The organism is Bradyrhizobium sp. CCBAU 11434, assembly GCF_028128895.1.
Classification (GTDB): domain Bacteria; phylum Pseudomonadota; class Alphaproteobacteria; order Rhizobiales; family Xanthobacteraceae; genus Bradyrhizobium; species Bradyrhizobium zhengyangense.
Map to the genome: position 1 here is coordinate 149,125 of NZ_LBJX01000093.1, position 25,145 is coordinate 174,269.

Sequence of the window (25,145 nt, forward strand, 5' to 3'; positions counted from 1 at the left end):
CGGCTCGCTCAGGCCGCGCCCCGGGCGGTGACGGGTAGGGCGTAAGTCTCTGGAAAAACAGTCGGAAAAAGCGCTTTCCGGAAGCCCCCAAGGGTGGTTATCAGGGCGTCGATGCGCTATATGATTCCCAGATAAAATCTCACCGGATTCCCCTTTGGCTGACGACGACAACAAGCCCGGCGACCAGCCGGCGCAACCCTCGGACATTCGCCCCGTCTCCATTTTCGAGGAGATGAAGAAGTCCTATCTCGACTACGCCATGAGCGTGATCGTGGCGCGCGCGCTGCCCGATGCCCGCGACGGTCTGAAGCCGGTGCATCGCCGCATCCTCTACTCGATGAACGAGCAGGGGCACACGCCCGACAAGAAGTACGTCAAATCCGCCCGCGTGGTCGGCGACGTCATCGGTAAGTATCACCCGCACGGCGACCAGTCGATCTATGACGCGATGGTCCGCATGGCGCAGGACTTCTCGATGCGCGTGCCGCTAATCGACGGCCAGGGCAATTTCGGCTCGGTCGACGGCGATCCCCCCGCCGCCTATCGCTACACCGAAGCGCGCTTGACGAAGGCGGCGCTGGCTCTGCTGGCCGACATCGACAAAGACACCGTCGACTTCCAGCCGAACTACGACAACAACGAAACCGAACCGTCGGTTCTTCCGGCCAAGTTCCCGAACCTGCTCGTCAACGGCGCCGGCGGCATCGCGGTCGGCATGGCGACCAACATCCCGCCGCATAATCTCGGCGAGGTCATCGATGCCTGCGTCGCTTTGATCGACAATCCTGCGCTGACCATCGACGAACTCATCAATATCGTGCCGGGACCGGATTTTCCGACCGGCGGCGTCATCCTCGGACGTCAGGGCATCCGCTCCGCCTATCACCTCGGCCGCGGCTCGATCGTCATGCGCGGCAAGGTCGCGATCGAGAACATCCGCAAGGAGCGTGAGGCGATCATCATCAGCGAGATTCCCTACCAGGTGAACAAGGCGACGATGGTCGAGCGCATCGCCGAACTGGTGAAGGAAAAGAAGATCGAGGGCATCGGCGACCTGCGTGATGAATCCGACCGCGAAGGCTACCGCGTTGTCATCGAATTGAAGCGCGATGCCGTGCCGGATGTGGTGCTGAACCAGCTCTACAGATTCACGCCGCTGCAGACGAGCTTCGGCGTCAACATGGTGGCGCTGGATAGCGGCCGTCCGCGGATTATGCATCTGAAGGACCTGTTGGCGATCTTCGTCGACTTCCGTGAGCGGGTCGTCACGCGGCGGACCAAGTACCTGCTCGCCAAGGCGCGTGATCGCGCGCACATCCTGGTCGGTCTGGCGATTGCGGTCGCCAATATCGACGAGATGATCCGCGTCATTCGGACCTCGCCAGACCCGGCCACTGCGCGCGACACCCTGATGTCGCGCGACTGGCCGGCACGGGACGTCGAGGACATGCTGACGCTGATCGACGATCCACGCCACCGCATCAGCGAAGACGGCACGATCCGGCTGTCGTTGGAGCAGGCCAGGGCCATTCTCGACCTCCGCCTGCAGCGCCTCACGGCCCTCGGCCGTGACGAAATCCGCGACGAACTCGACACGCTCGCCGGCGAGATTGCCGATTATCTCGATATCCTGCGTTCGCGCGCCCGTGTCCTGGACATCGTCAAGACCGAGCTTGCCGAGGTGAAGGCGGAGTTCGCCACGCCGCGCAAGACTGTGATCATTGAGCAGGAAGGCGAGGTCGAGGACGAGGACTTGATCCAGCGCGAGGAGATGGTCGTCACCGTCTCGCACGCCGGCTACGTCAAGCGCGTGCCGCTGTCGGCCTATCGCGCCCAGCGCCGCGGCGGCAAGGGCCGCGCCGGCATGCAGACCCGCGACGAGGATTTCGTCAGCCGCCTGTTCGTGGCCTCCACGCACACGCCGGTGCTGTTCTTCTCGTCCCGAGGCCAGGTCTACAAGGAGAAGGTCTGGCGCTTGCCGATGGCCGCGCCGAACGCGCGCGGCAAGGCGATGATCAACATCCTGCCGCTGGAGCAGGGCGAGCGCATCACCACCATCATGCCGCTGCCCGAGGACGAATCGACCTGGGCCAACCTCGACGTGATGTTCGCCACAACGGGCGGCAACGTCCGCCGGAACAAGCTGTCCGACTTCGTCGACGTCCGCCGCTCCGGCATCATCGCCATGAAGCTCGACGACGGCGAGGCGATCGTCGACGTGCAGATCTGCACCGAGCATGACGACGTGCTGCTGACTGCGGCCGGCGGCCAGTGCATCCGCTTCCCGGTCCCTGACGTGCGCGTCTTCACCGGGCGCACCTCGATGGGCGTGCGCGGCATCGCGCTTGGCGAGGGCGACAAGGTGATCTCGCTGGCGATCCTGCGCCATGTCGAGACCACATCCGATGAGCGTTCAGCCTATTTGAAGATGCGCCGCGCGGTCGCCGGCGAAGCTGCGGCGGAAGAGCCGGCAGCGGATGCCGAGGCGGAGGAGACCTCCGGCAGCTTCCAGCTGGCGCAAGAGCGCTATGCCGAGATGTCGGCGGCCGAGCAGGTCGTCCTCACCGTCTCCGTCAACGGCTATGGCAAGCGGACTTCGTCGTACGAGTACCGCACCACCGGCCGCGGCGGCAAAGGCATCGTCGCCATGAGCGTCAACAACCGCAACGGCAACCTGGTGGCGTCCTTCCCCGTCGAGGATGCGGATCAAATCATGCTGGTCACCGACAAGGGCCAGCTGATCCGCTGCCCGGTCGAAGGCATCCGCATCGCGGGCCGCTCGACGCAAGGCGTGATCGTGTTCGACACCGCCGAGGACGAGCACGTCGTCTCGGTCGAGCACATCACGGAAGAGGCGGAGAGTGGGAATGGCGCGAATGGGGAGACGAGCGGGGATTGATGTGTCATCCCCGTAGCCCTGATGGCGCAAAGCGAAATCCGGGTTGCTTGCCATACGCTGAGAGACCCCGGATTGCGCTTCGCGCCATCCAGGCTACGCACTTGCCCTAGATCTCCAGCTCCGTCCCGAACTCCACGACCTGCTTGGTCGGCACGCCGAAAAACGCCGCTGACCGCTCGGCGTTGCGCTGGAGGAAGGCGAACAGGCCTTCGCGCCAGACCCACATGCCCGGAACGTCCTCGCGCGGGATGATGGTCTCGCGCCCGACATAGTAGGTGATGTCGGAGAGATCGATGCCGGGCAGCTTGCCCTGGCGGCAGACGAGCTTCAATCCGTCATAGATCGTCGGGTTCTGCATGAAGCCGTAATGCAGGATCACGCGGGTGATGCCGGGAATGATCTCGATGATTTCGGCGCGGTCCTCGTCGGCGATGTGCGGGGATTCTTCGATCAGCACCGTCACGAGGAGGATTCGCTCGTGCAGCACGCGGTTGTGTTTGACGAATTGCGTCAGTGCGAGCGGCACACCCTTCGGCGCCGAGGCTAGGTATACGGCTGTCCCGGGCAGCCTCGCCTTACACTGGTTGACGGCGGTTTCGATCAGGTCCTCCTCCGGCTGGCGCAGCCGGGCGCGGGCCGCCTCGACCAGCTTCACGCCGGCGCGCCAGGTCAGCATCAGGAAGGCGACGAGGCCGGCGAGCAGCAGCGGAAACCAGCCGCCCTCGAACAGCTTGATCGAGTTGGCGGAGAAGAAGATCACGTCGATCACGAAGAAGAAGCCGTTCACGGCCACCACGAGCCACGGCGAATAGCCCCACTGGATCGCGACCAGCGCCGCGAGCAGTGTGGTGATCGCCATCAGCAGCGACACCGCGATGCCATAGGCGCCGGCCAGCGCATCCGAGGTGCCGAAGCTCAGCACGGCGCCGAGGGTTGCCGCGGCGAGCAGCCAGTTCACCAGCGGCACGTAGATCTGGCCGATCGCATCGCTCGTCGTGTGACGGATCTGCATGCGCGGCAGGAAGCCGAGCTGGATCGATTGCTGGGTGAGCGAGAACACGCCGGAGATGATGGCCTGCGAGGCGATCACGGTCGCAACGGCCGAGAACGCCACGAGGCCGTAATGCAGGAAATCAGGGCAGAGCTGGAAGAACGGATTCTCGATCATCGATGGATCGGTGATCAGCAGCCCGGCCTGGCCGAAATAGTTCAGCACCAGTGCCGGCAGGCAGATCGTGAACCAGGCGAGTCGGATCGGCAGACGGCCGAAATGCCCCATGTCGGCATACATCGCCTCACCGCCGGTGACCGCGAGGAAGGCCGCGCCCAGGATCGCGAAGGAGACCTGGAAGTCCTGGTGGATCAGGAAGTCCACGGCGTAAAACGGGCTGAGCGCCGCGAGCACCGCCGGCGCCTTGAGGATGCCGTGGATGCCGAGCGCGGCCAGCACGATGAACCAGGCCAGCATGACCGGTCCGAAGATGCGACCGATGAAGCCGGTGCCTTGTTTTTGCATCACGAACAGGCCCACCAGGATGGCGATCGTCAGTGGCACCACGACCGGCGAAAGCGAGGGAGCGTCGACCTTGAGTCCTTCGATGGCCGATAGCACCGAGATGGCCGGCGTGATCGCGCCGTCGCCATAGAGCAGCGCCGCGCCGACCAGGCCGACGACCAGTAGGTGCGCGCGCCAAGTGCCGGGCTGGGCGTGACGGGCATGCAGCAGCGCCAGCAGCGCAACGATGCCGCCTTCGCCGCGGTTGTCCGCGCGCAGGATCAGCAGAGCATATTTCAGCGAGATGATCAGCAGCAGCGCCCACAGGATCAGCGAGGCAACGCCGAGGACAGCGTCTTGTGTCACGGTGCCGCCATGGGCGGCCGCCTTGGCGGCTTCCTTCAGCGCATAGAGGGGGCTGGTGCCGATATCGCCATAGACCACCCCGAGGGCGCCCATGGTCATTGCAAGCGGAAGCGGATTGGGATGATGGCCGGAAGCGACTGCGGGCGTACTGGACAAATGCAAACCCCTCAATGGGACCTCGCCCGTCGGGCCATTCCGAGGGGCGCGCGCGCCAAACACTCTGCGACGAGACGTCGCAAATTGCCATGGGGTTTCTATCGGGGCTTGTGCCGGCGTTTTATGACGCCAGCCTGACAATCCGCCTACGGGGTGCGGTCTGCCGTGACGAGGCGAGCAATGCGGACGTCAGCCTTGGTGCCGGCGCGGCGCAGGCAGGAGGCCTCGAAATTCGGCCACGCCTGCTGCGAGCAATCCCTGCCGATGGCCTTGATGTCGAGCCGGTCGCTCTTGGCCAGCGGTTGCGGCACGCTGGCTTCGACTGTCGGAGCGAAGCCGGGCAGGAGGGTGAGGGCTGCAGCAACACACGCAGCAAGAGCGATCGCTGAAAGAGCCTTGATCATTGACTGTCCCCTGTGATGCGGCCGCTACGCCCAGTATGCGGCCCGTCGTTCGTTGGCTGGATTGATAACCATGGCCAGTTTCCGGACGTCTTCACCGATGCTGGAAATGGTTTCGTGCGCGTGCCGTTGTGTGTCGTGGACGCCCCGAGGACGAAACAAACCGGGGCCTTCCGCCGCGCAATGGCGGAAAAATCGGCGAAAACGGGCAGGGAACCGGTCCGGCTTGCCGGGCAGGGCCGGGCGCGGTAGGACGTGGGCATGCCGCGTATTGCCTTTTACCCAGGTTCCTTCGACCCCATCACCAACGGCCATCTGGACGTGGTCCGGAGCAGCGTGCCGCTGTGCGACCGGCTGGTGGTCGCGGTCGGGATCCATCCCGGCAAGAAGCCGCTGTTTTCGACCGAAGAGCGGCTCAAGATGCTTCATGACGTCTGCGGGCCGGTAGCGGCCCAGGCCGGTTGCACGCTCGAGGCGGTGACCTACGACGATCTCGCTGTGGCTGCGGCGCGCAAATACGGCGCCACCGTCATGATTCGGGGCCTGCGCGACGGCACCGACCTCGACTACGAGATGCGGCTCGCGGGCATGAACGGCACCATGGCGCCCGAGGTGCAAACCGTCTTCCTGCCGGCCTCACCTCTGGTCCGCCCGATTACCGGCACATTGGTGCGTCAGATCGCCGGCATGGGCGGAGACGTCTCGGCCTTCGTACCGCCGCTCGTTGCATCTCAGCTCAAGGCAAAATTCGCCTGAAAACGGCGCGCTTTTTCATCTCACCTGATCCGGAGTTTCCATGATCCGTCGTCTCGCAATTCTTGCCACGATGTTCGTCGCGCTTGTTGGCGCGGTCCCGGCCGTGGCGCAGCAGCTGCCGGCCAATCTCGACAAGGCCAATGCGCTCGTCATCGACACCACCAAGGGCCGTATCATCATCAAGCTCAGGACCGACCTGGCGCCGCAGCACGCCGAACGCCTCAAGCAGCTCGCGCGCGAAGGCTTTTACAACAACGTTCCGTTCCACCGCGTCATGGATGGCTTCATGGCCCAGACCGGCGATGGCCAGAACGGCAACGGTACCGGTGGCTCGAAATATCCGAACCTGAAGCAGGAATTCTCCAAGGTCCACTTCTCCCGCGGCATCGTCGGCATGGCTCGGCGCGGCGACAGCGTCGATACCGCCAACTCGCAGTTCTTCATCATGTTCGCCGACGGCGGCAGCCTCGACGGTCAGTACACCGTGGTCGGCGAGGTCGTGCAGGGCATGGACGTCGTTGACAAGCTGAAGAAGGCACCGGCCGGTTCGCCGAGCGGCACTGTCACCGATCCCGACAAGATGGTGAAGGTGCAGGTCGCCTCCGACATCAAGTAGGAGGGCTCATGGCGCGCCGCGGCGACAGGCTCCTGCTCGCTGCCGCGGCGCTGCTGTTCGGCCTCACCAATGCGGCCGCACAGGACGCACCTGTCAACACCATCCAGGACGTCTTCCAGCACTTGCGGAGTTGCTGGAAGCCGCCGCCGCCGGCCAAGGCCCGCCCACTCGACATCACCGTCGTGGTGAGCTTTAACCGGTCCGGAAACATTCTGGGCCATCCGAGGATTACCTATGAATCCGCGGAGGCCTCCGACAATGACCGGCTGCAATACCGGATCGCGGTGATGGAGGCGTTGCAACGCTGCACGCCGGTGCCATTTACCGATGCAATGGCGGGCGCTGCCGCGGGACGTCCATTCGCGATCCAGTTCCGCAGCCGCAAAACGTCACCTGACAAGACTTCACCCTCAGCACAAGAGAGACGAGCATGAGCGTCACCGAAAACACTTTGATCCTCGAGACCACGCAGGGCCCCGTCACCATCGAGATGCGCCCGGACCTAGCGCCCGGCCATGTCGCCCGCATCAAGGAGCTGGTCCGCGAGGGCTTCTACGACGGCATCGTGTTCCATCGCGTGATCGAAGGCTTCATGGCGCAGACCGGCTGCCCGCATGGCACCGGCACCGGCGGCTCGGGCAAGAAGCTGAAGGCCGAGTTCAACAAGGAGCCGCATGTGCGCGGCACCACCTCGATGGCTCGCGCGGCGAGCCCCGATTCCGGCGACAGCCAGTTCTTCATCTGCTTCGACGATGCCCGCTTCCTCGACAACCAGTACACGGTGTGGGGCAAGGTCACCGAGGGTATGGAGAACGTCGACAAGATCAAGCGCGGCGAGCCGGTACAGAACCCGGACAAGATCGTCAAGGCGCGGATGGCGGCCGACAAGGAGTAAGCTCCTCATTCCAGGGGCGCGCATCGGCGCGCTCCTGGTGGCAAGTCACGAATGCGCACCGACCTCTTCGATTTCGACCTGCCGCCCGAGCGCATCGCGTTGCGCCCGGCTAGTCCGCGCGACTCCGCGAAAATGCTGGTCGTCGAGAACGGCGCGCTGCGCGACCAGACCATCGCGGATTTGCCGCACTGGCTGAAGCCGGGCGACCAGCTCGTCGTCAACGACACCAAGGTAATCGCGGCGCAGTTGAAGGGCCGGCGTATCGGCCGCGAGACCGAGCCGAAGATCGAGGCGACGCTGATCAAGCGCCTCGACGGGTCGCGCTGGCAGGCGCTGGTAAAGCCCGCGAAGAAGCTTGTCGCCGGCGACAGCATCCGCTTCGGCAATGAGGGCAAGGTCTGCCTGCTCGGCCATCTCGATGCCGAGGTCGAAGCCAAGGGTGCTGAAGGCGAGGTGACCCTATCATTCTCGTTCCATGGCCCGGCGCTGGATCAGGCGATCGCCGACCTCGGCAGCCCGCCGCTGCCGCCCTACATCGCCTCCAAGCGCACGCCTGACGATCAGGACATCGCGGACTACCAGACCATGTTCGCAGCCAACGAAGGCGCCGTCGCTGCGCCAACCGCGGGACTGCATTTCACGGCGGCGCTGGAGCAGGCGCTGCGCGACCGCGGCGTCGACATCGTCAGGGTGACGCTGCATGTGGGAGCAGGGACGTTCCTGCCGGTGAAGGTCGACGACACCGACGCTCACAAGATGCATGCCGAGTGGGGCACGATCTCCGCCGAGACAGCAGAGCGGCTCAACACCGCGCGAAAAAACGGTGGCCGCATCATCGCCGTCGGCACCACATCATTGCGATTGCTCGAGAGTGCCGCGAGTGAGGATGGCACCATCCAGCCATTCGCGGCCGAGACCTCGATCTTCATCACGCCCGGCTATCATTTCCGCGCCGTCGATATCCTGATGACGAATTTTCACCTGCCGAAGTCGACATTGTTCATGCTGGTGTCGGCCTTCGCCGGCCTGAACACGATGAAGCAGGCTTATGCGCATGCGATCGCGAGCGGGTACCGGTTTTATTCGTATGGCGATGCGTGCTTGCTGTTTAGGGCGCGGGCATGAGCAACAAGCGCCGCTTCATCACCGTCACCCTGAGGTGCTCGCGCCTCTTCAGCGAGCCTTGAAGGGCGACGGCCCCGCTGCTCCGTCTCGGCCGTTCATCCTTCGAGGCTCTCCCAGCGCTGCAAAGCAGCGCTGGGCTCGCGCCTCAGGATGACGGGTCGAGGGCGCGTTACGCCATCACCCGCTGCGGCAACAGCTCCGCGATTTGTACCGCGTTCAGCGCAGCGCCCTTCAGCAGCTGATCAGCCGCCACGAACATCGAGATCGAATGGCCGGAGGGGTCGCTGAGGTCCTTGCGGATGCGGCCGACCAGGACGTCGTCCTGGCCCGAGGCGTCGATCGGCATCGGGAAGTAGTTCTTGACGCGGTCGTCGACCACCTTCACGCCGGGCGCCTGCGCCATGAGGCTGCGGACCTCGTCCTCGGTGATCGGCTTTTCGCATTCGAAGGTGATAGCCTCGCAATGCGCGCGCAGCACCGGCACGCGGACGCAGGTGACGCCGATCGCGATCTTCTCGTCCTCGAAGATCTTCCGGGTTTCCTTGATGACCTTGGTCTCTTCGTCGTTGTAGCCGGTCTCGGAGTCGATGGCCGTGTTGTGATTGAAGAGATTGAACGCGTAGGGATGCGGCATCACCTTGGGCGTATAGACCTGCCCGTTGAGATTGGCGCGGGTGCTCTCGACGAGCTCGTCCATCGCGGCCGCGCCGGCGCCGGAGGCCGCCTGGTAGGTCGAGATGATCACGCGCTTGATGCGGTTCTTTTGGTGGATCGGCCAGAGCGGCACCAGCGCGGTGATCGCGGCACAGTTCGGGTTGGCAATGATGCCCTTGTGATCCCTGATGCGGCTGCCGTTGACCTCTGGAATCACCAGCGGAACGTTCGGGTCCATGCGGAAGGCGGAGGAATTGTCGACGACGACGGCGCCGGCCTTGACCGCAATGGGTGCGAACTTCTTGGAGATACCGCTGCCGGCGGAGAACAGCGCGATGTCGACGCCCTCGAAGGCGCGCTCGGTCAGTTCCTCGATGACGACATCCCTGCCGCGGAACGACACCGTCTTGCCGGCGGAGCGGGCGCTGGCGAGCGCCTTGAGCTTGCCGACGCGGAAGCCGCGCTTGTCCATGGTGGCGATGAATTCGGCGCCCACCGCACCGGTGACGCCGACAATCGCGACGACGGGATCGTTACTCACTGTGTCCTCCATTGAGATCGATTTAGACAACAAAAAAGCCCCGGACCATCATGGGCGGGGCTGCGGTAGAGCTGATGCGTTTTAGTCGACGACTATGCGCGCACGCGTCCCCAGGCCCCGAAGGCCGTGGTGGTTTTGGTCGTGCGTTTGGTGGTCGCGAACATGGCGGGACTTATGCGGGAGAGTTCTGCGTCCGTCAATGGCTTTCGGGCGGGATTGTGGCCCCGTTATTTGCCGCGGGCGCCCGGCGGCTCGAGCAGGACCTCCTTGAGGTCGTCGCCGCTGATGACGACGATCGCGAAATTGAGCCGGCCGCGCTCGCGCACCAGCCCGCCGCTGATGGCCTTGCCTGATGCCGCCTTCTCGGCGACGCGCACCGCGTCAGCCAGGCGGTGCTTGATGATGCCGAGTACGGCGAGGTTGCTGCGATCCTCATTGTCCAGCTCGGTCAGGGGAAGGGCAGCTTCGCCGCCAATGACCTCGCCGGTCGCCGCGTTGATGGTGTACCGCCAGATCCGGTCATTGTGCAGGGTCTTGACCCGATACACCGGCACGCCCGAGCCGCCATCGAAGCTGATGTCCGCGGTGGTCGCGCCGGCATGACGCGCTTCCGCGATCGCCATCGCCTGGCTGATCGAGACCGACGAAGAGCGGAAGCGTTCGATTTCGCGGCTGACGGCCTGGCGGTCCGCCGCGGCGTCCCCATCTGTGTCGCTGTGGAGGGCGGCGGGCGTAGAGACCGCCGAGATGGTCGCGCGAGCGGGCGCTGCGATGAGCAGGCCCGACAGGGCGATCGCCAGCAAACCGCATACCCCTGGTCTCGTCGCGCTCATGGTCCAAACCTTCGGCCGGCAGGTCTCACGCCGGCAAGTCTGCCGGATGTTCGTAAAGAAATCGCGGCCGACCTTGGGCACCGGCCGGCCGCGGAACGTCACCACGGGCTGTACCCGTCGCGGCGATCCAAGCGGCCCGGTCCTCTTTGGGGCTGGTGAAAAAAGTGGCCCGCACCGCTCTATAAACAAAACCATACCGTATCGTTTTGTTATGGTCAACGAAGCGGCCAGCGTCCGCAGGGGACAAATCGCAGGTCTCACGGAAATGTCAGCGGGAGGGACGGCGCCGGTGCGCGGCTTTTGGCGCGTTTGGGATGCGGTCCGCAGGACCGATCGCGCCGGCCAGGAACAGCTTGATCGCCGCGCGCATCCGCTTCTCGGCGGCCTTCAGCTCCATCGGCGTCCCGAACGTCGCCATGCGGTGCGTGTGGCCGACGACAACGTCGAGGAACACTTCGGCCGCGATCATGGTGTCGTCGACATCCAGCGCGCCTTGCGCCACCAGACGGTCGAAGAAGCGCGCGGTGGTCGCGACGGCCTTCAGCCAGCCCTCTTCCTTGCCGAGCTTGGCGACGTCGGGGAAGTTGATGGCCTGTGACGTCATCATGCGGCTGAAGGCCACGGCGTCGGGACCGCAGGTGAAATTGAGCATCTCGCGCCCGATCTCGACCAGCCGCTGTTCGACCGGGATATCGTTTGCGCTGCTGAGCTGCGTCTCTGCCGCAGCCGACAGCGGCGCGAGCCAGCGCGCGATCTCGCGGCGGAGCACGGCGGCAAACAGGCCGCGCTTGTCGCCGTAACGGGAATAGACGGTGGGCTTGCTGACCCGCGCGGCCTCGGCCACCGCATCGAGCGAGGTCGCGTCAAAGCCGCGATCGAGGAACAGGCGGGTGGCGACCTCGATCAGCCGCTGATCGCGTTCGATTGCGGCGCTCTTGGTCGGCCGGCCGCCGCGCGATTTCGAGACCTCGCGTCGCGACGTTGCCGTTCTTGCCTTGGTCGCAGCCAATCCCATGCCCGATGATGTGCCCAATGATCCGCCCGATGATTCCTGCGCGGTCGTGCCGGTGGTCATTGCTCTATAACGCGCGGCAACCGGGGCGTCATCGCGAATCTGGCCGAATTGGCCGTATCGTCAACGGTCTTCCACCATCGCCGTTCCGCCTCATGGCATCCGCGAGGTCCAGGCTTGACCGCCCGCCGCTTTCTCATAGCCGTACTGGTAGAGCGCACGCATATAGCCGGTATCAAAACCTTCGGACGGCGGCGCCGGATAGTCACGCTCGATGTAGGAAAGATGGAAGCCGAGGTGGTTGCGTTGGGCAAAATCGTAGGTCGACAAGATGACCGAGCGCGTCTGCGATTGAGTGATCGAGGAGAGGCTGCGTGAGGCGACATCGATCGTGCTGTTGGCGACCAGCTCGAAGTTGCGCTCGATCTTCTTGTTGACGAGGATGTAGATGTCCATCTTCGCGTTGCCGGGCAGGCGTCCCTGCAACAGCAAGGCTTCGGGCAGCGTCAGCACCGGGGCGGTCACGCCGCCGTCGACATGCATCTCCTGAAACCTGCGCCCCTGGCCTTCGGCCTCGATCAGGATCGGCGGAAACACCAGGGGAATGCTGGCGGAGGCCGCCATCACATCACGAAACAGCTTTAGCGCTTCGGGCGTGCCGACCGCGGCGATCTTGCCCATGTCCCAGATCGCGGTGCGCTGGGTGTCGAGATCGGTGGTGACGACCAATAGCCGCCGGCCCTTGGCGTTCTCGCGCGCGACCTGCGCCATGATCTCCGGCCCGACATAGCGCGCGACCAGCTCGCGCAGCCGCGTATTGCCGAACAGGCCGGAGCCGAACAGCACGCGGATGATGCTCGGATCGTTCAAGAGGCTCTCGGCGATGCCGCTGGTGTAGAGCTCGCGCAACGTGTCGTCATATTGCGATCCGAGGAACGCAAAGGGCGCGATCAGGCCGCCGGTGCTCACGCCGGAGACGACGGAGAAGGTCGGACGGTTGCGCGCTGCGGTCCAGCCGTTCAGGACGCCGACGCCATAGGCGCCATCGGCGCCGCCGCCTGAGAGTGCCAGATAGGTTCGGCTGCCGGTCGCCTTGTCCTGCTCGAAGCTGAATTTGGTGACAGGCTCGTCGGCGTAGCGCCGCAGACCCTCAATATCGAGCACGCGCGAGCTGCTTGCATCGGCCGCCGTGTAGGGTGTCCGGGGGATCGAGGTGCAGGCGGCGAGCGCCAGGCTGCACGCCACGGCCAGCGACCTGATCAGGCGCTTTGTCCAGTCGTCTGAGACGGCGGACATGTCCGTCGAACATGTGGGGAGGGGCATCGGTCGGTGGCTGACGATCACGCATTTGCGGCCGCCGGCCATTTGCCGCGGCGTCTCGTCCAACCCCCGGCAGCGAAACTATACTGTATCGTTTTGTTTATCAAGCGACTGCGATCATCACGTCCCCGTCAACGCTGTGCCAGTCTGAGGCATCCTGCGGGTTGATCGGGCTCGCCCGACACGCAATAAGCACCGCCATGAATCCTGCTGACACCGCTCTACCCAATCATTTCGAACTGCTCGCCACCGATGGCGCCGCGCGCACCGGCCGCCTGACCACGCCCCATGGCGTGGTGCGGACCCCGGCCTTCATGCCCGTTGGCACCGCCGGCGCCATGAAGGGGATGCACTGGCGCGAGGTGCGCGATGCCGGCGCCGATATCGTGCTCGGCAACACCTATCACCTGATGCTGCGCCCCGGCGCGGAGCGTATCCACGCGCTTGGTGGCTTGCAGCGCTTCACGGGCTGGAACGGGCCGATGCTGACGGATTCCGGCGGCTTCCAGGTGATGTCGCTGGCGGACCTGCGCAAGGTCAGCGAGCATGCCGTGACGTTCCGCTCGCATATCGACGGCGCCAAGGTCGAGCTGTCGCCGGAGCGCTCGATCGAGGTGCAGCGCTTCCTCGGCTCCGACATCGCGATGCAGATGGACGAATGCGTGCGGCTGCCGGCCGAGCGCGACGACATCGAGCGTGCGATGCGGCTGTCGCTGCGCTGGGCCGAACGAAGCAAGCGTGCCTTCGAGAGCGCGCCAGACGGCTACATGCTGTTCGGCATCGTGCAAGGCGGCGACGTGCCGGAGCTGCGCCATGCGAGCGCGCAGGGCCTGGTCGAGATCGGCTTCCACGGCTACGCGATCGGGGGCCTCGCCGTCGGCGAGCCGCAGGCCGTGATGCTGGCGATGATCGACGAGACCGCGCCCCGGCTACCGACCGACCGGCCACGCTATCTGATGGGCGTCGGCACGCCCGATGACATTCTCGAAGCGGTGAAGCGCGGCGTCGACATGTTCGATTGCGTGATGCCGACGCGCAATGGCCGTCACGGGGTCGCCTTCACCCGTTTCGGCCAGGTCAACTTGCGCAACGCCCGCCACGCCGACGATCCGCGTCCGCTCGACGAGGAGAGCGCGTGGCCGTCGACGCGCAATTGCGCGCGCGCCTATCTGCACCATCTCGTCAAGGCGGGCGAGACGCTGGGGGCGATGCTGCTGTCCGAAATCAATATCGCCTACTACCAGTTCCTGATGCAGGGCATCAGAGACGCGATCGCACACGGAACATTCGACGAGTTCTATCAGCGTACGCGCGAGGACTGGGCGAGGGGCGATATCGCCCCGCGCTAGGTCGATCAAAGGTCAGTTGCACACGATCCGCTGCTTGACGGCATGCTTGGTCACGAAACCATAGCCGCAATTGTCGCAGGTCCAGAGATACGAGATCACGTGGTCCGAGACGTAGGCGGACGCTTCAGCGGCAACCATTGAATCGGCGCAGACGGGACAGGTGGGCAACTCACTACAACGCGGATCACGCGTTGGCGCGACGGTCGACAACACTTCAGCAACTGCTGACATCGTGGTGACCTCCCTGCTTCGAGACCTAAGTCTAACATAAGCAGAATCAGTTGACGAGGTCGCAACACGAACGTGTTGATTTTTCGTAATTGCTCCCGCTTCGGCGACGTCTTTGCGATTGTTCCGGATCTATCGCAATGCAAACAACAGTGTGCATTGCGATAGGACGGATGAATTTGTGTTGATCAGATGTCGCGCGAAGCTGCTTACGGCGCCTGCACCTGCACCGGCTTTCCAATCTCGGTCATTGAGCCGGGGGCGATCACGAGATAGCGGCGTGAATCAGCTGTGTCGCTCTGCACAATTTGGCGGATCGGACCAAGCGCATTGACGATCGCCGATCCAGCCGGATTGGTCATGAAGCCAGCCAAGGGCTCGAGCTTGCCGCTGCCGTCGGGATGCGTGGCGAGCGCCAACACGTAGTTGTGTTTGGGCTCGAGCCCGGTCGCTGCGGCCTGCAACACCTGGGACAGGCCCTGGTCGAACAGGCTGACGCTGGTCAGGGCCTTCGTGCTCTCCGAGACCGGACCGACCCGAGCCATGGCGAAATGCGCGACCGCGCCGGCAATGCCGAGCTGCTGCAAATTCGTGGCTTCAGGACTCGTTGCCTCGTCCACGACGCTCATGGCGCCGTTTCCGGACTCACGTACCGTCGGCACAGCATCGGGCACATAAGCGACGGCCTGGGGCGCCTGGCCGATCGGGATGTTCGCGATGACACGGTTCGTGAGCGTGTCGACGGCTGTCAGCTGATCGTCATTCTCCAACCCGACATAGACCCGCGAGCCGTCGCCGGATGGCCAGATGCCATGCGGCAGCTTGCCGACCGGAATGGTCGCAACCTTGCTGAAGTCATCAGTGCGGTAGACCTGGATCTCGTTCAGACCGCCGACGGTGATGTAGGCGAACTGCCCATTGGCGTTGCGGACGATGTTGACGTGATTGGTGATCGGCCCTGTATCCAGCGTCTTGAGCAGGTTGAAGGGAGGGCGGGCGTCGAAGACCTGCGCCTTGCCGGTATCCTTCAGGGTGAACCAGACTTGCGCGCCGTCAGGCGTGGCTGCGAGATCGGGACAGAACGGGCTGGCCTGCGCAACCTTTCCGACGACGGAATGATCGGCCACGGAGATGACCGCGATTTCCGGAACGAACGACGAGCAGACATAGCCGTATTTGCCGTCGGGCGAGAAGATCTGCATGCCCGGCCCGTTCGCCAGCACGATCCGCGCCTTCTCTTCAAAGCTGACGGGGTCGAGGACGGCCACGTAGTTCTCGCCGCGCACGGTCACCCAGACCTCCTTGCCGTCGGGCGTGAAGAAGGCTTCATGCGGCGAGCGGCCGACATAGGTCGTGTGCTTGACCATGTTGGTCGCGGTATCGATGAAGGTGACGGAGTTGGATCCGATCGAGACCACGGCCAGCGTGCGGTGGTCAGGCGAAAATCCCATGCCATGCACCAGCAGCTGTCCCCGATAGAGCGGGCTGAAATTGGCCGGCGACGGCGCGCCCAGCCTGATCACGCCGAGCAGCTTGTTGTCGGCGGGATCGGAGACCGAGATCGTGTTGGAGAATTGCTCGGCTGCGTAGACCCGGTCGTGGTGGCTGACGGGAATGTCGGCCGCGGCCGAGGAGCCCGGCGCCTGTCCGCTCCAGGCCGGCAGTGCCGAAAAACCGGACAGACCAAGCGAAATTGTGAGCGCGAGAATTCGCTTCATGGCGGGCTCCTCCTATTTGCGAACCAGGGCCGCCGTGGTCGTTGACGGCGGCGGCGGTTGATTGAGCGCAAGCTGCATGACGGCGATCTCCTGCTGCTGATCGACGATGATCTCCTGGGCGATGCGGCGCAGGGATTCATTTCGGCCGTAACGCAATTCGGCCTGCGCCATCGCGATCGCGCCGCGGTGGTGCGGGATCATCATCGCGGAGAAATCACGATCGACATCGCCTGACGGCGCGATATCCATCTCGCTCATCATCCGATGCATCGCGGTCTGGTTTTCGGCCATGAAAGACCCTTCGTCGCCGCACAGCTCCGACGTCATCGTGTGGGATTCCAGATGGGCGGGTTGGCTGGCGAACCTGGTGCCGCCGGCGAACGCCGCCACGGCGAGGGGCAGGGCGACTGCCAGGGATTTCCACATGGGCGCTCCTGATTTTTACTTCGGCAGTTGGCCGACCTGTTGCAGCAGGGTGAGATTGTCTTCCAGGTGCCAGTTCTCGGCGATGCGCCCGCCCGCGACCCTGTATATGTCGGTCGCGATGAATTCGATGACCTCGCCCTTTCCTTGCGCTTCCTTGAAGCGGCCGGTGAAGTGTCCGCGGAAGTGCAGATGCGCGACCACGCGATCTCCGGCCACGATCATCTGTTCGATCTCGCAGCTCAGATCAGGGATGGCCGTGCGCACGAATTTCGAGGCGGCGAGCGGGCCCTGGATGCCCTGGGCCCGTCCGGGCGGCAATGTGCGGTCCATGAAATCAGGCGCCAGCGCATCGGTCGCGAGCTGCTCTTCTCCATTATTCCAGAACGAGTCGTAGCGGCGGGCCGCAAGGATTTGCGCCTCGCGCTGCGCTTCGGGCAGGCTGGCATCGACGACGAGCTGCCTTGGCTGGACGAGCTCGGCCGCCTGGGCGGGAGGAACGACAAAGGCTGCAACGGCAATCGCCATCGGGAGCAATCGCTTCTTCGTTGCGGTCATTTCAGAGTGGAAATCCATCGCCAATTGTCTCGGGGCATGGGAAGTCAGTACGTGCCGCGCATACTGCCTCCGAGGTCGCCCTGAGACACCCGAAAATGTCCGCAAGCGATTGAGTATCCGTGCGAATGCGAAATCTGCATCGCTTGATGGAAGTCGATCTCGCCTGTTGCTAAGGTGATTGCATCGACGTTGGCGGTCATGCGATCCAGACGCACGGGAAACGCCACGAATCGTCGTAACAGGGAGTTGATCATGGACGCATCGTCCAAGACGGGACGCCAGCCCGGCCGCGGCCGGATCTATGACTCGATCGTCGAGGCGTTCGGCGACACGCCGATCGTTCGCCTGCGCCGGCTGCCGGGCATGCGCGGCGTCAACGCGACGATTCTGGCGAAGCTTGAATATTTCAATCCAGCCGCAAGCGTGAAGGACCGCATCGGCGCCGCCATGATCATCGCCATGGAGAAGGCGGGCATCGTCAAGCCCGACACGGTGCTGATCGAGCCGACATCAGGCAATACCGGCATCGCACTCGCCTTCGTCGCGGCTTCACGTGGTTACCGTCTGAAGCTGGTGATGCCGGAATCCATGTCGATCGAGCGGCGCAAGATGCTGGCGTTCCTCGGCGCCGAGCTGGTGCTGACGCCGGCGGCGCAAGGCATGAAGGGCGCGATCGCGACCGCCGAAGAGCTGTTGAAGACGACGCCGAACTCGGTGATGCCGCAGCAATTCAAGAACCTCGCCAATCCCGAGGTGCATCGCCGTACCACGGCGGAAGAGATCTGGAACGACACCGCTGGCAATATCGATTACTTCGTCGCCGGCGTCGGCACCGGCGGCACCATCACAGGCGTCGGTCAGGTTCTGAAGCCGCGCAAGGCATCCCTGCGCGTGGTTGCAGTCGAGCCCGAGGAGAGCCCGGTGCTATCAGGCGGCACGCACACGCCGCACAAGATCCAGGGCATTGGCGCGGGCTTCGTCCCCGACATTCTCGATCGCTCCGTGATCGACGAGATCGTGAAGGTCAATTCGACGACAGCGATCGAAACCTCGCGGGCGCTGGCGCGGCATGAGGGAATTCCGGGCGGCATCTCCTCGGGGGCTGCGATCGCCGCCGCGCTCGAGATCGGCAAGCGGCCGGAAGCTGCGGGAAAAACCATTTTGGCTATCGTGCCGTCGTTCTCCGAGCGCTATCTTTCGACGGCATTGTTTGAAGGGATCTGAGAGATGGCGGATCAACCGAGGCGGCCGCGGACATTGGGCGATGCGCGCACCGAAGCCGAGGCGGCATTCAAGAAGGTGACGGCCAAGGTGGCCGCACCGCCACCGAAGCAGAACGTGGCGCCTGGCATCAAGGAGCAGGTGACGCTGCGCATCGATCAGGACGTTCTGGAGTTCTTCCAGGAGGGCGGCCCAGGCTGGCAGGACCGCATCAACGAGGCGCTGCGGAAGGCCGCGGGGAAGTAGGCGCTTGGCTTGCTGTGAGCCGAGACGCTCGCGTGAGGCACGCCTCTCTCCTCGTCGTTGCGAGGAGCCCTTGCGACGAAGCAATCCAGACTATTGCCGGGGCGGGATTCTGGATTGCTTCGCTGCGCTCGCAATGACAGAATTTGCGGCAGCACTGTCCTTCTGCCTTCACCAAGAACAGCAAAGAAAAAGCCCGGCGTGAGCCGGGCTTTTTGTTTTGAGACTGGATTTTTGCCTCAGCGGCGGAACATTCCGCCCATCATGCCGCCGACCACGCCGCCCATGAAAGCCGCACCGGCGTCGCCGCCACCGCTGTGGCGGGGGGCGGGCGCGCTCTGCGCCTGTGCCGGGGCTGCGCGCCGGGTCGGCTTCGGGCTGTCTTCGCTCGCGGTCGTCGTGGTGGCGACGATCTCGGACAGCAGGGCCTTGTGCTGGAGCTTGTTGAGGAAGCCCGTCGACGGATAGCCGCGGGCGGCCTGCCAGCGCTTGAGCACCGAGCGGGTCTCGTCGCTGAACGCGCCGGTGACCTTGGTGTCGAAGCCGAGGCCGGTGAGGCGGCGCTGCACGTCACGGCGCTGACCCTTGTCGAGACCGATCTGGTCCTCGGTGAGCTGGGTGGCGTCGTCGGTGAAAGTTGCGGGATCGACGCCGGCATTGAGGTTGCGGGTCGTGGTCGACGGACCGTTCTGGATCGCAGCGAGCCGCGCCATTGCCAGCGGCTTGAACTGGCCGTTGGGATAAGCGGAGAGGTAGGCGTTGAGCTCTTCCGGCTTGTTGGATTCCTTCACCGAGCGCCAAAACTCGACTTCAGCCTCGGAGTTGCCGGCCACCGCGGCTGGCGCGGCGGTAGCCGTCGGCGCCGCATTGGCGACTTGGGTCGTCGGCGCCGGATTGAGGTAGACGGCGCCGATCAAATTGGTGTGGCCCCAGGGAAGCTGGCCCTTGTGGGTCTCTTCATTGACCTGCGCGCGCACCGAGGTCATCGCCTGCTGAATCTCGACGCCGGGCTTGGTAATGTTGTCGATCAGCGCGCGGGTGAACGGGCTGTTGTTGCCCTCCTGGCCGTCGAGCGCAGTCTGGCCCGGGCCGGTGGCGAACGCGATCAGCGTGCCTTCGCCCGACTTCATCTCGGCGAGACCGCTGCCGACATTGACGCTGCGGGTGGCCGAGTTCGACTTGATCTTGGCGGCGAAGGGATTGTCGCGGCAGGCATCGAGGAACACCAGCTTGACCTTGGCATCGCCCATGGTCTGGTCGAGGGTCAGGTCGATGTTAATGGCCGCGCCAAGCTTGACGTCCATCTCCGACTTGATGTCGGCATCGACGGGCAGGAGATAGTTGGTGCCGCCGACGGCGATGCCGTGACCGGCATAATAGAACACCGCAACATCGGAGCCCTGCGCCTTGCGGCCGAAATCGAGCAGCTTCTCCGTCATCTGGTCGCGGGTCAGGTTGGATCCTTCGATCACCTCGAAGCCGACATTGCGCAGCGTGGCCGCCATCGCCTTGGCGTCGATCGGCGGGTTCGGCAATTGCGCGACGTTCTTGTAGGCGCCGTTGCCGACGACGAAGGCGACGCGGCGGTCGGCCTTGGCGGCGCTGACCGACAGCGCCATGCACATCAGCGAAACGATGATGGTGAGAGTGCGCATCTGAAATCCCCAACAGAATCGAATGACAGGCAGCAACAGATTGGCGTCGAACCTACACGAAAGCGGCTGGCCTCGCGCTAGCAAAACAACTGATGACCCAACCCATTGCCCTGTGACCAAGTGTGCACGATGGAATGCCCCTCCAACGTGATCCAAATCACGCTCGACCACTCGGATGTGTCGCATCAGGCCGCGTGGCGGTTCACTGAGCGCGGGCCGAAACCAGGGCGGCCGGCTTCAAATTCAGGAGATTGCCAAACAGGATCAGCGCCGCGCCAAGCACGGTCCAGGCGTCGAGCCGCTCGGAATAGAGCAACCAGCCGGCGGTCGCGGTGAGGGGAACCCGCAGGAAGTCCATGGGCACGACAATTGTGGCGTCCGCATAGCGCAGCGCGCTGGCGAGGCAGTAGTGCGAGAAAGTGCCGCAGACCCCGATGACAAGCAGCCAGCCCCAGAGTGTCGCCGACGGCCATGTCCAAACGTAGAGCGTCGGCGCGAAGCCCACCACCATCTGAACCACGATCATCCAGAACAGGATCGACAAGGCGCTCTCGGTCCGGGTCAGCGACTTCGCCAAAGCCATGGAGATGCTGAAGCCAATCGCGGCGCCGAGCGCGATCAACTGACCCGGATTGATCTCGCCGGTAGCGGGCCGCACGATCATGACGACGCCGACGATGCCCAGCACGACGGCGGCGATCTTCCAGATGGTCATGCGCTCGGACAGGAAGGTTGCGGCGAGCAGTGCGGTCCAGATCGGCATCGTGAATTCGATCGCGACGACCTGGCCGATTCCGATCAGCATCAGCGCGTAGAACCAGCCGAGCTGCGCAAAATAATGCACGCCGTTGCGTGCGAGATGCTGCGGCAGACGCTTGGTCGCAACGGCCTTGAAGCCGCCGGAGCGGTAAATGATCGGCAGCAGCAGCGTAAAGCCGATCAGCGAGCGCACCTCCATGATTTCAAAGACGTTCAGGAAGCGTGTGGTCTCGCGGCCGGCAACCGCCATGATCAGCATCAGGGACAGCCAGCCGGCCATCCACAGTGCAGCCATCGTTCTCGACGGTGTTGTGCTCATCGGTGCGGGCGGGAGATCGAACCAGAGGGGAGGCCGGTATCAGCGACATCGCCGGTGATTGCAACGGCCAAATCTGCCGATGCAGCGATGCGCGGCGACGTGCTAAGCCAAGCCTAGACCAACAAGAAAATCGGGAGAGCTTCGCTCATGCGCATCTTGCAGCCAGCCGAATGGAAGAAGCCGCGCGGCTTTTCACATGGCGTCGTGGCCGAGGGGCCGGGCCGCTGGGTCGTGCTGGCCGGACAGACCGGCGGCGACGAGACCGGCAATTATGAGCCCGACATGGCGGCCCAGGTTGCAACCGCGCTGAAGCGGATCATCAAGCTTCTCGCGGAGGCCGGCGCCGGTCCCGAGCACATCGTGCGCCTGACCTGGTACCTGACCAGCCGCAGCGAATATGAGGCTGCGGGCGCCGGTATTGGTGCCGCCTGGAAGGAGACGCTCGGGCGCAATTTTCCGCCGTCGACGCTGCTCTATATTGGTGGGCTCGTGGACGACCGTGCCAAGGTCGAGATCGAGGTCACGGCGTTCGTGCCGACTTCGTAAGATCCTGCGCATAAAAAATCGACCCGGCGAGGTCACCGGGTCGATGATCGTGTCACCCGTGCTGTCGGCCTATCTCGACAGCGAGATATTGGCGCCACGGAACTGGCTGTCCGCACGCATTGTGACGCTCTGCTTGTTGCCGCTCGTTCTCAGCGCAATGTTGGCGTTGAATCCGGCGGCAGAGGCGACCACTTCGAAGTTCCCGCCGCCGCCGCGGCCCTGAAGTGAGCCGGAGATGTTGCGGCTCGCCTCGGACCAGCTTCCCGTAATGGTATTACCCGCCGACTGAACGTTCGCGGAGAGGATGAATTTGTAGGCGTCGCTGGCGCAAGTCAGCGTCATTTCCATCGTGGGTCCAATGGGGGCGTATTTGGCCCGGCAACGGATGCGTTCCGTCGATCCGTCCTCGAGGCTGACGGTGCCGCTGCCGCTCCAGCTGCCCGCAAGCGGCGCGAAGGGGCCAGCCTGGGCCTTGCCCTCCGAGCTGGTGGCAGCAGCAGTCACAAACAAAACGGCGACCGCCATGAGCAGCCGCCGATTGAGGACGTTCATTCCGAATTGCTTATTGGCGCGATGCTTCCCACCGCCCGCTGCACGGTATGCCTGCAGATGCTCCATTCCACTTTCCCGATCCGGCGTTGCCGCTGAGTTGACCGTTGGCATATGCACCATTGATCGAAACTTTCACAAGACCCCCACTGCCGATGGTGCCGGAAACGTTAGCGCCGGGCGCGGTGATCTTGCCGTCGGCAACCGTCAGCATGGAACTCGCGGTCGCCTCGCAGGAACCGGTCTTGGTTACAATCGTGACCTGCCAATTGCCGTCATAGGGGGTCTGGGCGAAAGCGGGAGCGGCGAGAGTGGCAGTAATAATTGAAGCGGCACAGAACGCCGCGATGCGACCAAAACGCATGAATTCCGTCCTTGAATGTGTCTGATATGCTGACCGTTATTCGGGCCAAATGTGACGGAAATTTGGTGCAATGCAAAGTCGAAAATTGTTCCTGTGGAAACAATGGTTTATTTGCGTTTTGGCCCCAATTTTTGAAGCAGAATCAATGCGACTTCACGTTAATCCTTAACGCGATAGGCGACTCAGGAAAGACTGGGCGCTGAGGTCGCGAACTGCTCGTCCTGAGTCTTGGCCGGCAGCGCCTTGTGGACCTTGGCGTAGTCGATCACATCAGCCAGCAGCTTGAGCCCGAGCGGCGCCAGCGCGCGTTCCCAGAGCTCGCGGGCGGTCTCACCCTTCTTCACGAAGCACCAGTCCTGAGCGGCGATGGCGCCGGCATCCATACGGTCGGCGAGATGATAGATCGTGCCGCCGGCAATCGGGTCGCCTTCCTTGATGGTCCATTCCACTGCGGCTTTGCCGCGATGGCGCGGTAGCAGCGAGGGGTGATAGCCGATCCCGCCGAGCTTGCTGGCTGCGAGCGCGTCCTTGCCGATCCGGGCATGGCTGTGCGCGGTGATGATCAGATCGGTGTCGGGGGCGATTTCGGAGGCCACCACCAGCTTCGGATTGGCCTGCACCACGACCTCGATGCCGGCAGCCTTGGCGGTTGCGGCCAGGCGGTCGTCGGCGTCGGCTACCACGACCCGCACGACCCCGACGCCGTGCTCGCGAAGCATGTTCAGGGTGGTCACGCCGAAATGGCGGGAGCCGACGAGGGTAATGCGCATGGGTGTCTGATCCGTCTCGCAGCTGCGTCCTCCCCCGATAACACGTCCGGACGCCCTGTCACCACCCGCGCGGCGTTTGCGCCGGTTATCAACAACGCGCGGGCAAGAAACTCGGCGATTGCACCACGGGCCGTTCCGGTGCTTCGATACGCAGACCGCGACCTGCCCGGAGCGAGCCTATGCGCTGCGTGTTGTCTGTCATTTTCGCGACGCTGATGGTGGCGGCTCCAGCCCACGCCGGTGGACCATACCCGGCGGTCCCGCCCGAGATCGGGGTGGCGCCGTTCATCGGCCCGACCTGGGACGGTTATCGTTGCGCTGAAGGCACGATCTATAATTTCTACCATGGCGCCTATTACGGCGAGGAGCCGCCGGCGCTCCATCGCGGCTATGCCTACAGGCCGTATTACCGCTACAGCGCTTATCGCAAATGGCCGCACAAATATTTCTGCGTCTCGGACTGAGCGTTGCCGCAGCGCCACGGTCGGCGGCAAATGATCAATGCGCCGGTTCCTGTGTTTCGTTTTTAACAGAGGAATTCCGTATGTGCGGCTAAACTCTGCGCCAACCGGGGCTGGTCAGATTTCATTCCGGATCCGTTTTCGAACCCGGCTGAAGCCGCTGGCGCAATCGCCAGCGGCTTTTTCGTTGTCCGCCTCACCGGATCATCAAACGGTAACACGTTCTCAACCTCATTGTCGTATCGACGAATCCGTCGCGGATTTGTATTGCGTACCGCGACACCAAGAATGTCCCGCCGGCGTGGGTGCGCCGTGCCGGCATTTTTGCCGGGACCTTTTTCATGTCGAACGCAATTGCGCAGATCGTTGACGCCTATGTGCGGCTGAAGAACCGCCGTGGCCTCGATGAGCTGATGATGCACAGGCAGCGCCTCGCCGTCGATCTGAAGAGCAAGTCAGGCGCTTACGACTTCAGCCTGCCGATCAGCAAGATCGACGAGGAGATCGCGATCATCGAGGAAGGCCTCAGCCGGCTGAAGGCTGAATCCACCGACACCGGCACAACGCGTCCGATCTGACGCTCAGTCGCGCCGTCCGCCATCGATCACGGTGAACAAGGGCCGCGCCGGGGTCGGCTCGACCAGCAGTTCCTCCACCAGCGCGGTTGCCGCGTCGACATATTTGCGCGTGGGCTTGTCGAGCTCGCGTTCCGCCTCGTCATCGAGCGCGACTTTTGCGGCCTCGACCAGCTTGCGCATCCGCGTCGCGTGGTCATCGCCTGCCGTCAGCGTCGCGCGTGCCAGCGAACGCAGCACGAACAGCTCGCCTTCGAGGCGAAGTAGGCGGTCGTTGAGCCGGGTGAGGACAGCGTTGAGGTCGGCCATGGCGTGCTGTTCGTTGCAGGGGTCCTGAC

General features: G+C 63.9%; 29 protein-coding genes. 12 read left to right on the forward strand and 17 right to left on the reverse strand.

The features are described from left to right. Window positions 1-154 precede the first annotated feature (154 nt). On the forward strand, window positions 155-2,899 hold the full coding sequence (gene gyrA / locus XI06_RS24570; protein ID WP_237862239.1) for a DNA gyrase subunit A: 2,745 nt from the start codon (window positions 155-157) through the stop codon (window positions 2,897-2,899). 106 nt (window positions 2,900-3,005) lie between these two features. Here gyrA and XI06_RS24575 read toward each other — a convergent pair whose 3' ends face one another. Both XI06_RS24575 and XI06_RS24580 read right to left on the reverse strand, forming a co-directional pair. Next, window positions 3,006-4,859, reverse strand: coding sequence for a potassium transporter Kup (locus XI06_RS24575; RefSeq protein ID WP_237862568.1), 1,854 nt, complete (start codon window positions 4,857-4,859; stop codon window positions 3,006-3,008). Between the two features lie 203 nt (window positions 4,860-5,062). Beyond that, window positions 5,063-5,320, reverse strand: coding sequence for a hypothetical protein (locus XI06_RS24580; protein ID WP_237862241.1), 258 nt, complete (start codon window positions 5,318-5,320; stop codon window positions 5,063-5,065). 258 nt (window positions 5,321-5,578) lie between these two features. Here XI06_RS24580 and coaD point away from each other — a divergent pair, with 258 nt between their 5' ends. Genes coaD through queA form a run of 5 tightly spaced genes read left to right on the forward strand, consistent with a single transcriptional unit; the run spans window position 5,579 to window position 8,709 of the window. Continuing rightward, on the forward strand, window positions 5,579-6,073 hold the full coding sequence (gene coaD / locus XI06_RS24585; RefSeq protein WP_237862243.1) for a pantetheine-phosphate adenylyltransferase: 495 nt from the start codon (window positions 5,579-5,581) through the stop codon (window positions 6,071-6,073). A 40-nt stretch (window positions 6,074-6,113) separates the two neighbouring features. After that, window positions 6,114-6,689: a peptidylprolyl isomerase gene (locus XI06_RS24590; RefSeq protein WP_237868804.1), complete on the forward strand. Its 576-nt coding sequence runs from the start codon at window positions 6,114-6,116 to the stop codon at window positions 6,687-6,689. Between the two features lie 8 nt (window positions 6,690-6,697). Continuing rightward, window positions 6,698-7,123 (forward strand): hypothetical protein, encoded by a 426-nt coding sequence (locus tag XI06_RS24595; protein ID WP_237868805.1) that lies wholly within the window; start codon window positions 6,698-6,700, stop codon window positions 7,121-7,123. Then, on the forward strand, window positions 7,120-7,584 hold the full coding sequence (locus tag XI06_RS24600; protein ID WP_128951691.1) for a peptidylprolyl isomerase: 465 nt from the start codon (window positions 7,120-7,122) through the stop codon (window positions 7,582-7,584). The genes XI06_RS24595 and XI06_RS24600 overlap by 4 nt, the downstream gene beginning before the upstream one ends. Before the next feature lie 51 nt (window positions 7,585-7,635). Beyond that, entirely contained in the window at window positions 7,636-8,709 is a 1,074-nt protein-coding gene (gene queA / locus XI06_RS24605) for a tRNA preQ1(34) S-adenosylmethionine ribosyltransferase-isomerase QueA (protein ID WP_237868806.1), read from the forward strand. A 169-nt stretch (window positions 8,710-8,878) separates the two neighbouring features. On the opposite strand, the gene XI06_RS24610 is transcribed toward queA, so the two are convergent. The 4 genes from XI06_RS24610 to XI06_RS24625 all read right to left on the reverse strand — a co-directional run bounded on the left by XI06_RS24610 (window position 8,879) and on the right by XI06_RS24625 (window position 13,045). Further along, a complete protein-coding gene (locus XI06_RS24610) occupies window positions 8,879-9,916 on the reverse strand; it encodes an aspartate-semialdehyde dehydrogenase (protein WP_237868807.1) in 1,038 nt (345 codons plus the stop codon). Between the two features lie 215 nt (window positions 9,917-10,131). Next, window positions 10,132-10,737, reverse strand: coding sequence for a PepSY domain-containing protein (locus XI06_RS24615; protein WP_237862248.1), 606 nt, complete (start codon window positions 10,735-10,737; stop codon window positions 10,132-10,134). A gap of 268 nt (window positions 10,738-11,005) precedes the next feature. Next, window positions 11,006-11,752, reverse strand: a complete 747-nt coding sequence (locus XI06_RS24620) for a TetR/AcrR family transcriptional regulator (RefSeq protein WP_237869976.1) — start codon at window positions 11,750-11,752, stop codon at window positions 11,006-11,008. 150 nt (window positions 11,753-11,902) lie between these two features. Then, window positions 11,903-13,045 carry a patatin-like phospholipase family protein gene (locus tag XI06_RS24625; RefSeq protein ID WP_237868808.1) on the reverse strand — a complete coding sequence of 381 codons (1,143 nt, stop codon included), beginning with the start codon at window positions 13,043-13,045 and terminating at the stop codon, window positions 11,903-11,905. A 224-nt stretch (window positions 13,046-13,269) separates the two neighbouring features. Here XI06_RS24625 and tgt point away from each other — a divergent pair, with 224 nt between their 5' ends. Next, window positions 13,270-14,418, forward strand: a complete 1,149-nt coding sequence (gene tgt, locus XI06_RS24630; RefSeq protein ID WP_237862250.1) for a tRNA guanosine(34) transglycosylase Tgt — start codon at window positions 13,270-13,272, stop codon at window positions 14,416-14,418. Window positions 14,419-14,430: 12 nt separating this feature from the next. On the opposite strand, the gene XI06_RS24635 is transcribed toward tgt, so the two are convergent. The 5 genes from XI06_RS24635 to XI06_RS24655 all read right to left on the reverse strand — a co-directional run bounded on the left by XI06_RS24635 (window position 14,431) and on the right by XI06_RS24655 (window position 17,599). Then, window positions 14,431-14,649, reverse strand: coding sequence for a hypothetical protein (locus XI06_RS24635; protein ID WP_237862251.1), 219 nt, complete (start codon window positions 14,647-14,649; stop codon window positions 14,431-14,433). Window positions 14,650-14,855: 206 nt separating this feature from the next. Then, entirely contained in the window at window positions 14,856-16,364 is a 1,509-nt protein-coding gene (locus XI06_RS24640; RefSeq protein ID WP_237868809.1) for a YncE family protein, read from the reverse strand. Between the two features lie 12 nt (window positions 16,365-16,376). Further along, window positions 16,377-16,790 carry a DUF305 domain-containing protein gene (locus tag XI06_RS24645; protein WP_333909361.1) on the reverse strand — a complete coding sequence of 138 codons (414 nt, stop codon included), beginning with the start codon at window positions 16,788-16,790 and terminating at the stop codon, window positions 16,377-16,379. 15 nt (window positions 16,791-16,805) lie between these two features. After that, entirely contained in the window at window positions 16,806-17,345 is a 540-nt protein-coding gene (locus XI06_RS24650; protein WP_237862254.1) for an ester cyclase, read from the reverse strand. Between the two features lie 44 nt (window positions 17,346-17,389). Next, window positions 17,390-17,599, reverse strand: a complete 210-nt coding sequence (locus XI06_RS24655) for a hypothetical protein (RefSeq protein ID WP_237862255.1) — start codon at window positions 17,597-17,599, stop codon at window positions 17,390-17,392. Between XI06_RS24655 and cysK the strand changes: the two genes are divergently transcribed. Beyond that, entirely contained in the window at window positions 17,598-18,569 is a 972-nt protein-coding gene (gene cysK, locus XI06_RS24660; RefSeq protein WP_237862256.1) for a cysteine synthase A, read from the forward strand. The genes XI06_RS24655 and cysK overlap by 2 nt on opposite strands. 3 nt (window positions 18,570-18,572) lie before the next feature. Beyond that, entirely contained in the window at window positions 18,573-18,812 is a 240-nt protein-coding gene (locus XI06_RS24665) for a BrnA antitoxin family protein (RefSeq protein ID WP_194475792.1), read from the forward strand. Between the two features lie 236 nt (window positions 18,813-19,048). Here XI06_RS24665 and XI06_RS24670 read toward each other — a convergent pair whose 3' ends face one another. Further along, complete coding sequence (locus tag XI06_RS24670) at window positions 19,049-20,464, reverse strand: caspase family protein (RefSeq protein ID WP_237862257.1); 1,416 nt, start codon at window positions 20,462-20,464, stop codon at window positions 19,049-19,051. 202 nt (window positions 20,465-20,666) lie between these two features. After that, the gene (locus XI06_RS24675; protein WP_237868810.1) at window positions 20,667-21,542 is read right to left on the reverse strand and encodes a DMT family transporter; all 876 of its coding nucleotides are present in this window, start codon (window positions 21,540-21,542) and stop codon (window positions 20,667-20,669) included. Between the two features lie 147 nt (window positions 21,543-21,689). Here XI06_RS24675 and XI06_RS24680 point away from each other — a divergent pair, with 147 nt between their 5' ends. Further along, window positions 21,690-22,088, forward strand: coding sequence for a RidA family protein (locus tag XI06_RS24680; RefSeq protein WP_237862259.1), 399 nt, complete (start codon window positions 21,690-21,692; stop codon window positions 22,086-22,088). Window positions 22,089-22,157: 69 nt separating this feature from the next. Here the strand turns inward: XI06_RS24680 and XI06_RS24685 are convergent, their stop codons facing one another. The 3 genes from XI06_RS24685 to XI06_RS24695 form a co-directional block, all read right to left on the reverse strand. Further along, window positions 22,158-22,706, reverse strand: coding sequence for a hypothetical protein (locus XI06_RS24685; RefSeq protein WP_237862260.1), 549 nt, complete (start codon window positions 22,704-22,706; stop codon window positions 22,158-22,160). Continuing rightward, a complete protein-coding gene (locus tag XI06_RS24690) occupies window positions 22,651-23,001 on the reverse strand; it encodes a hypothetical protein (protein WP_237862261.1) in 351 nt (116 codons plus the stop codon). Before XI06_RS24690 ends, XI06_RS24685 begins: the two co-directional genes overlap by 56 nt. Before the next feature lie 182 nt (window positions 23,002-23,183). Continuing rightward, window positions 23,184-23,771, reverse strand: coding sequence for a formyltransferase family protein (locus tag XI06_RS24695; RefSeq protein WP_237862262.1), 588 nt, complete (start codon window positions 23,769-23,771; stop codon window positions 23,184-23,186). A 188-nt stretch (window positions 23,772-23,959) separates the two neighbouring features. Here XI06_RS24695 and XI06_RS24700 point away from each other — a divergent pair, with 188 nt between their 5' ends. Continuing rightward, the gene (locus tag XI06_RS24700; RefSeq protein ID WP_237862263.1) at window positions 23,960-24,235 is read left to right on the forward strand and encodes a hypothetical protein; all 276 of its coding nucleotides are present in this window, start codon (window positions 23,960-23,962) and stop codon (window positions 24,233-24,235) included. 338 nt (window positions 24,236-24,573) lie between these two features. Continuing rightward, window positions 24,574-24,810: a hypothetical protein gene (locus XI06_RS24705; protein WP_237862264.1), complete on the forward strand. Its 237-nt coding sequence runs from the start codon at window positions 24,574-24,576 to the stop codon at window positions 24,808-24,810. Between the two features lie 3 nt (window positions 24,811-24,813). Here XI06_RS24705 and XI06_RS24710 read toward each other — a convergent pair whose 3' ends face one another. Next, on the reverse strand, window positions 24,814-25,116 hold the full coding sequence (locus XI06_RS24710; protein WP_237868811.1) for a hypothetical protein: 303 nt from the start codon (window positions 25,114-25,116) through the stop codon (window positions 24,814-24,816). Window positions 25,117-25,145 lie beyond the last annotated feature (29 nt).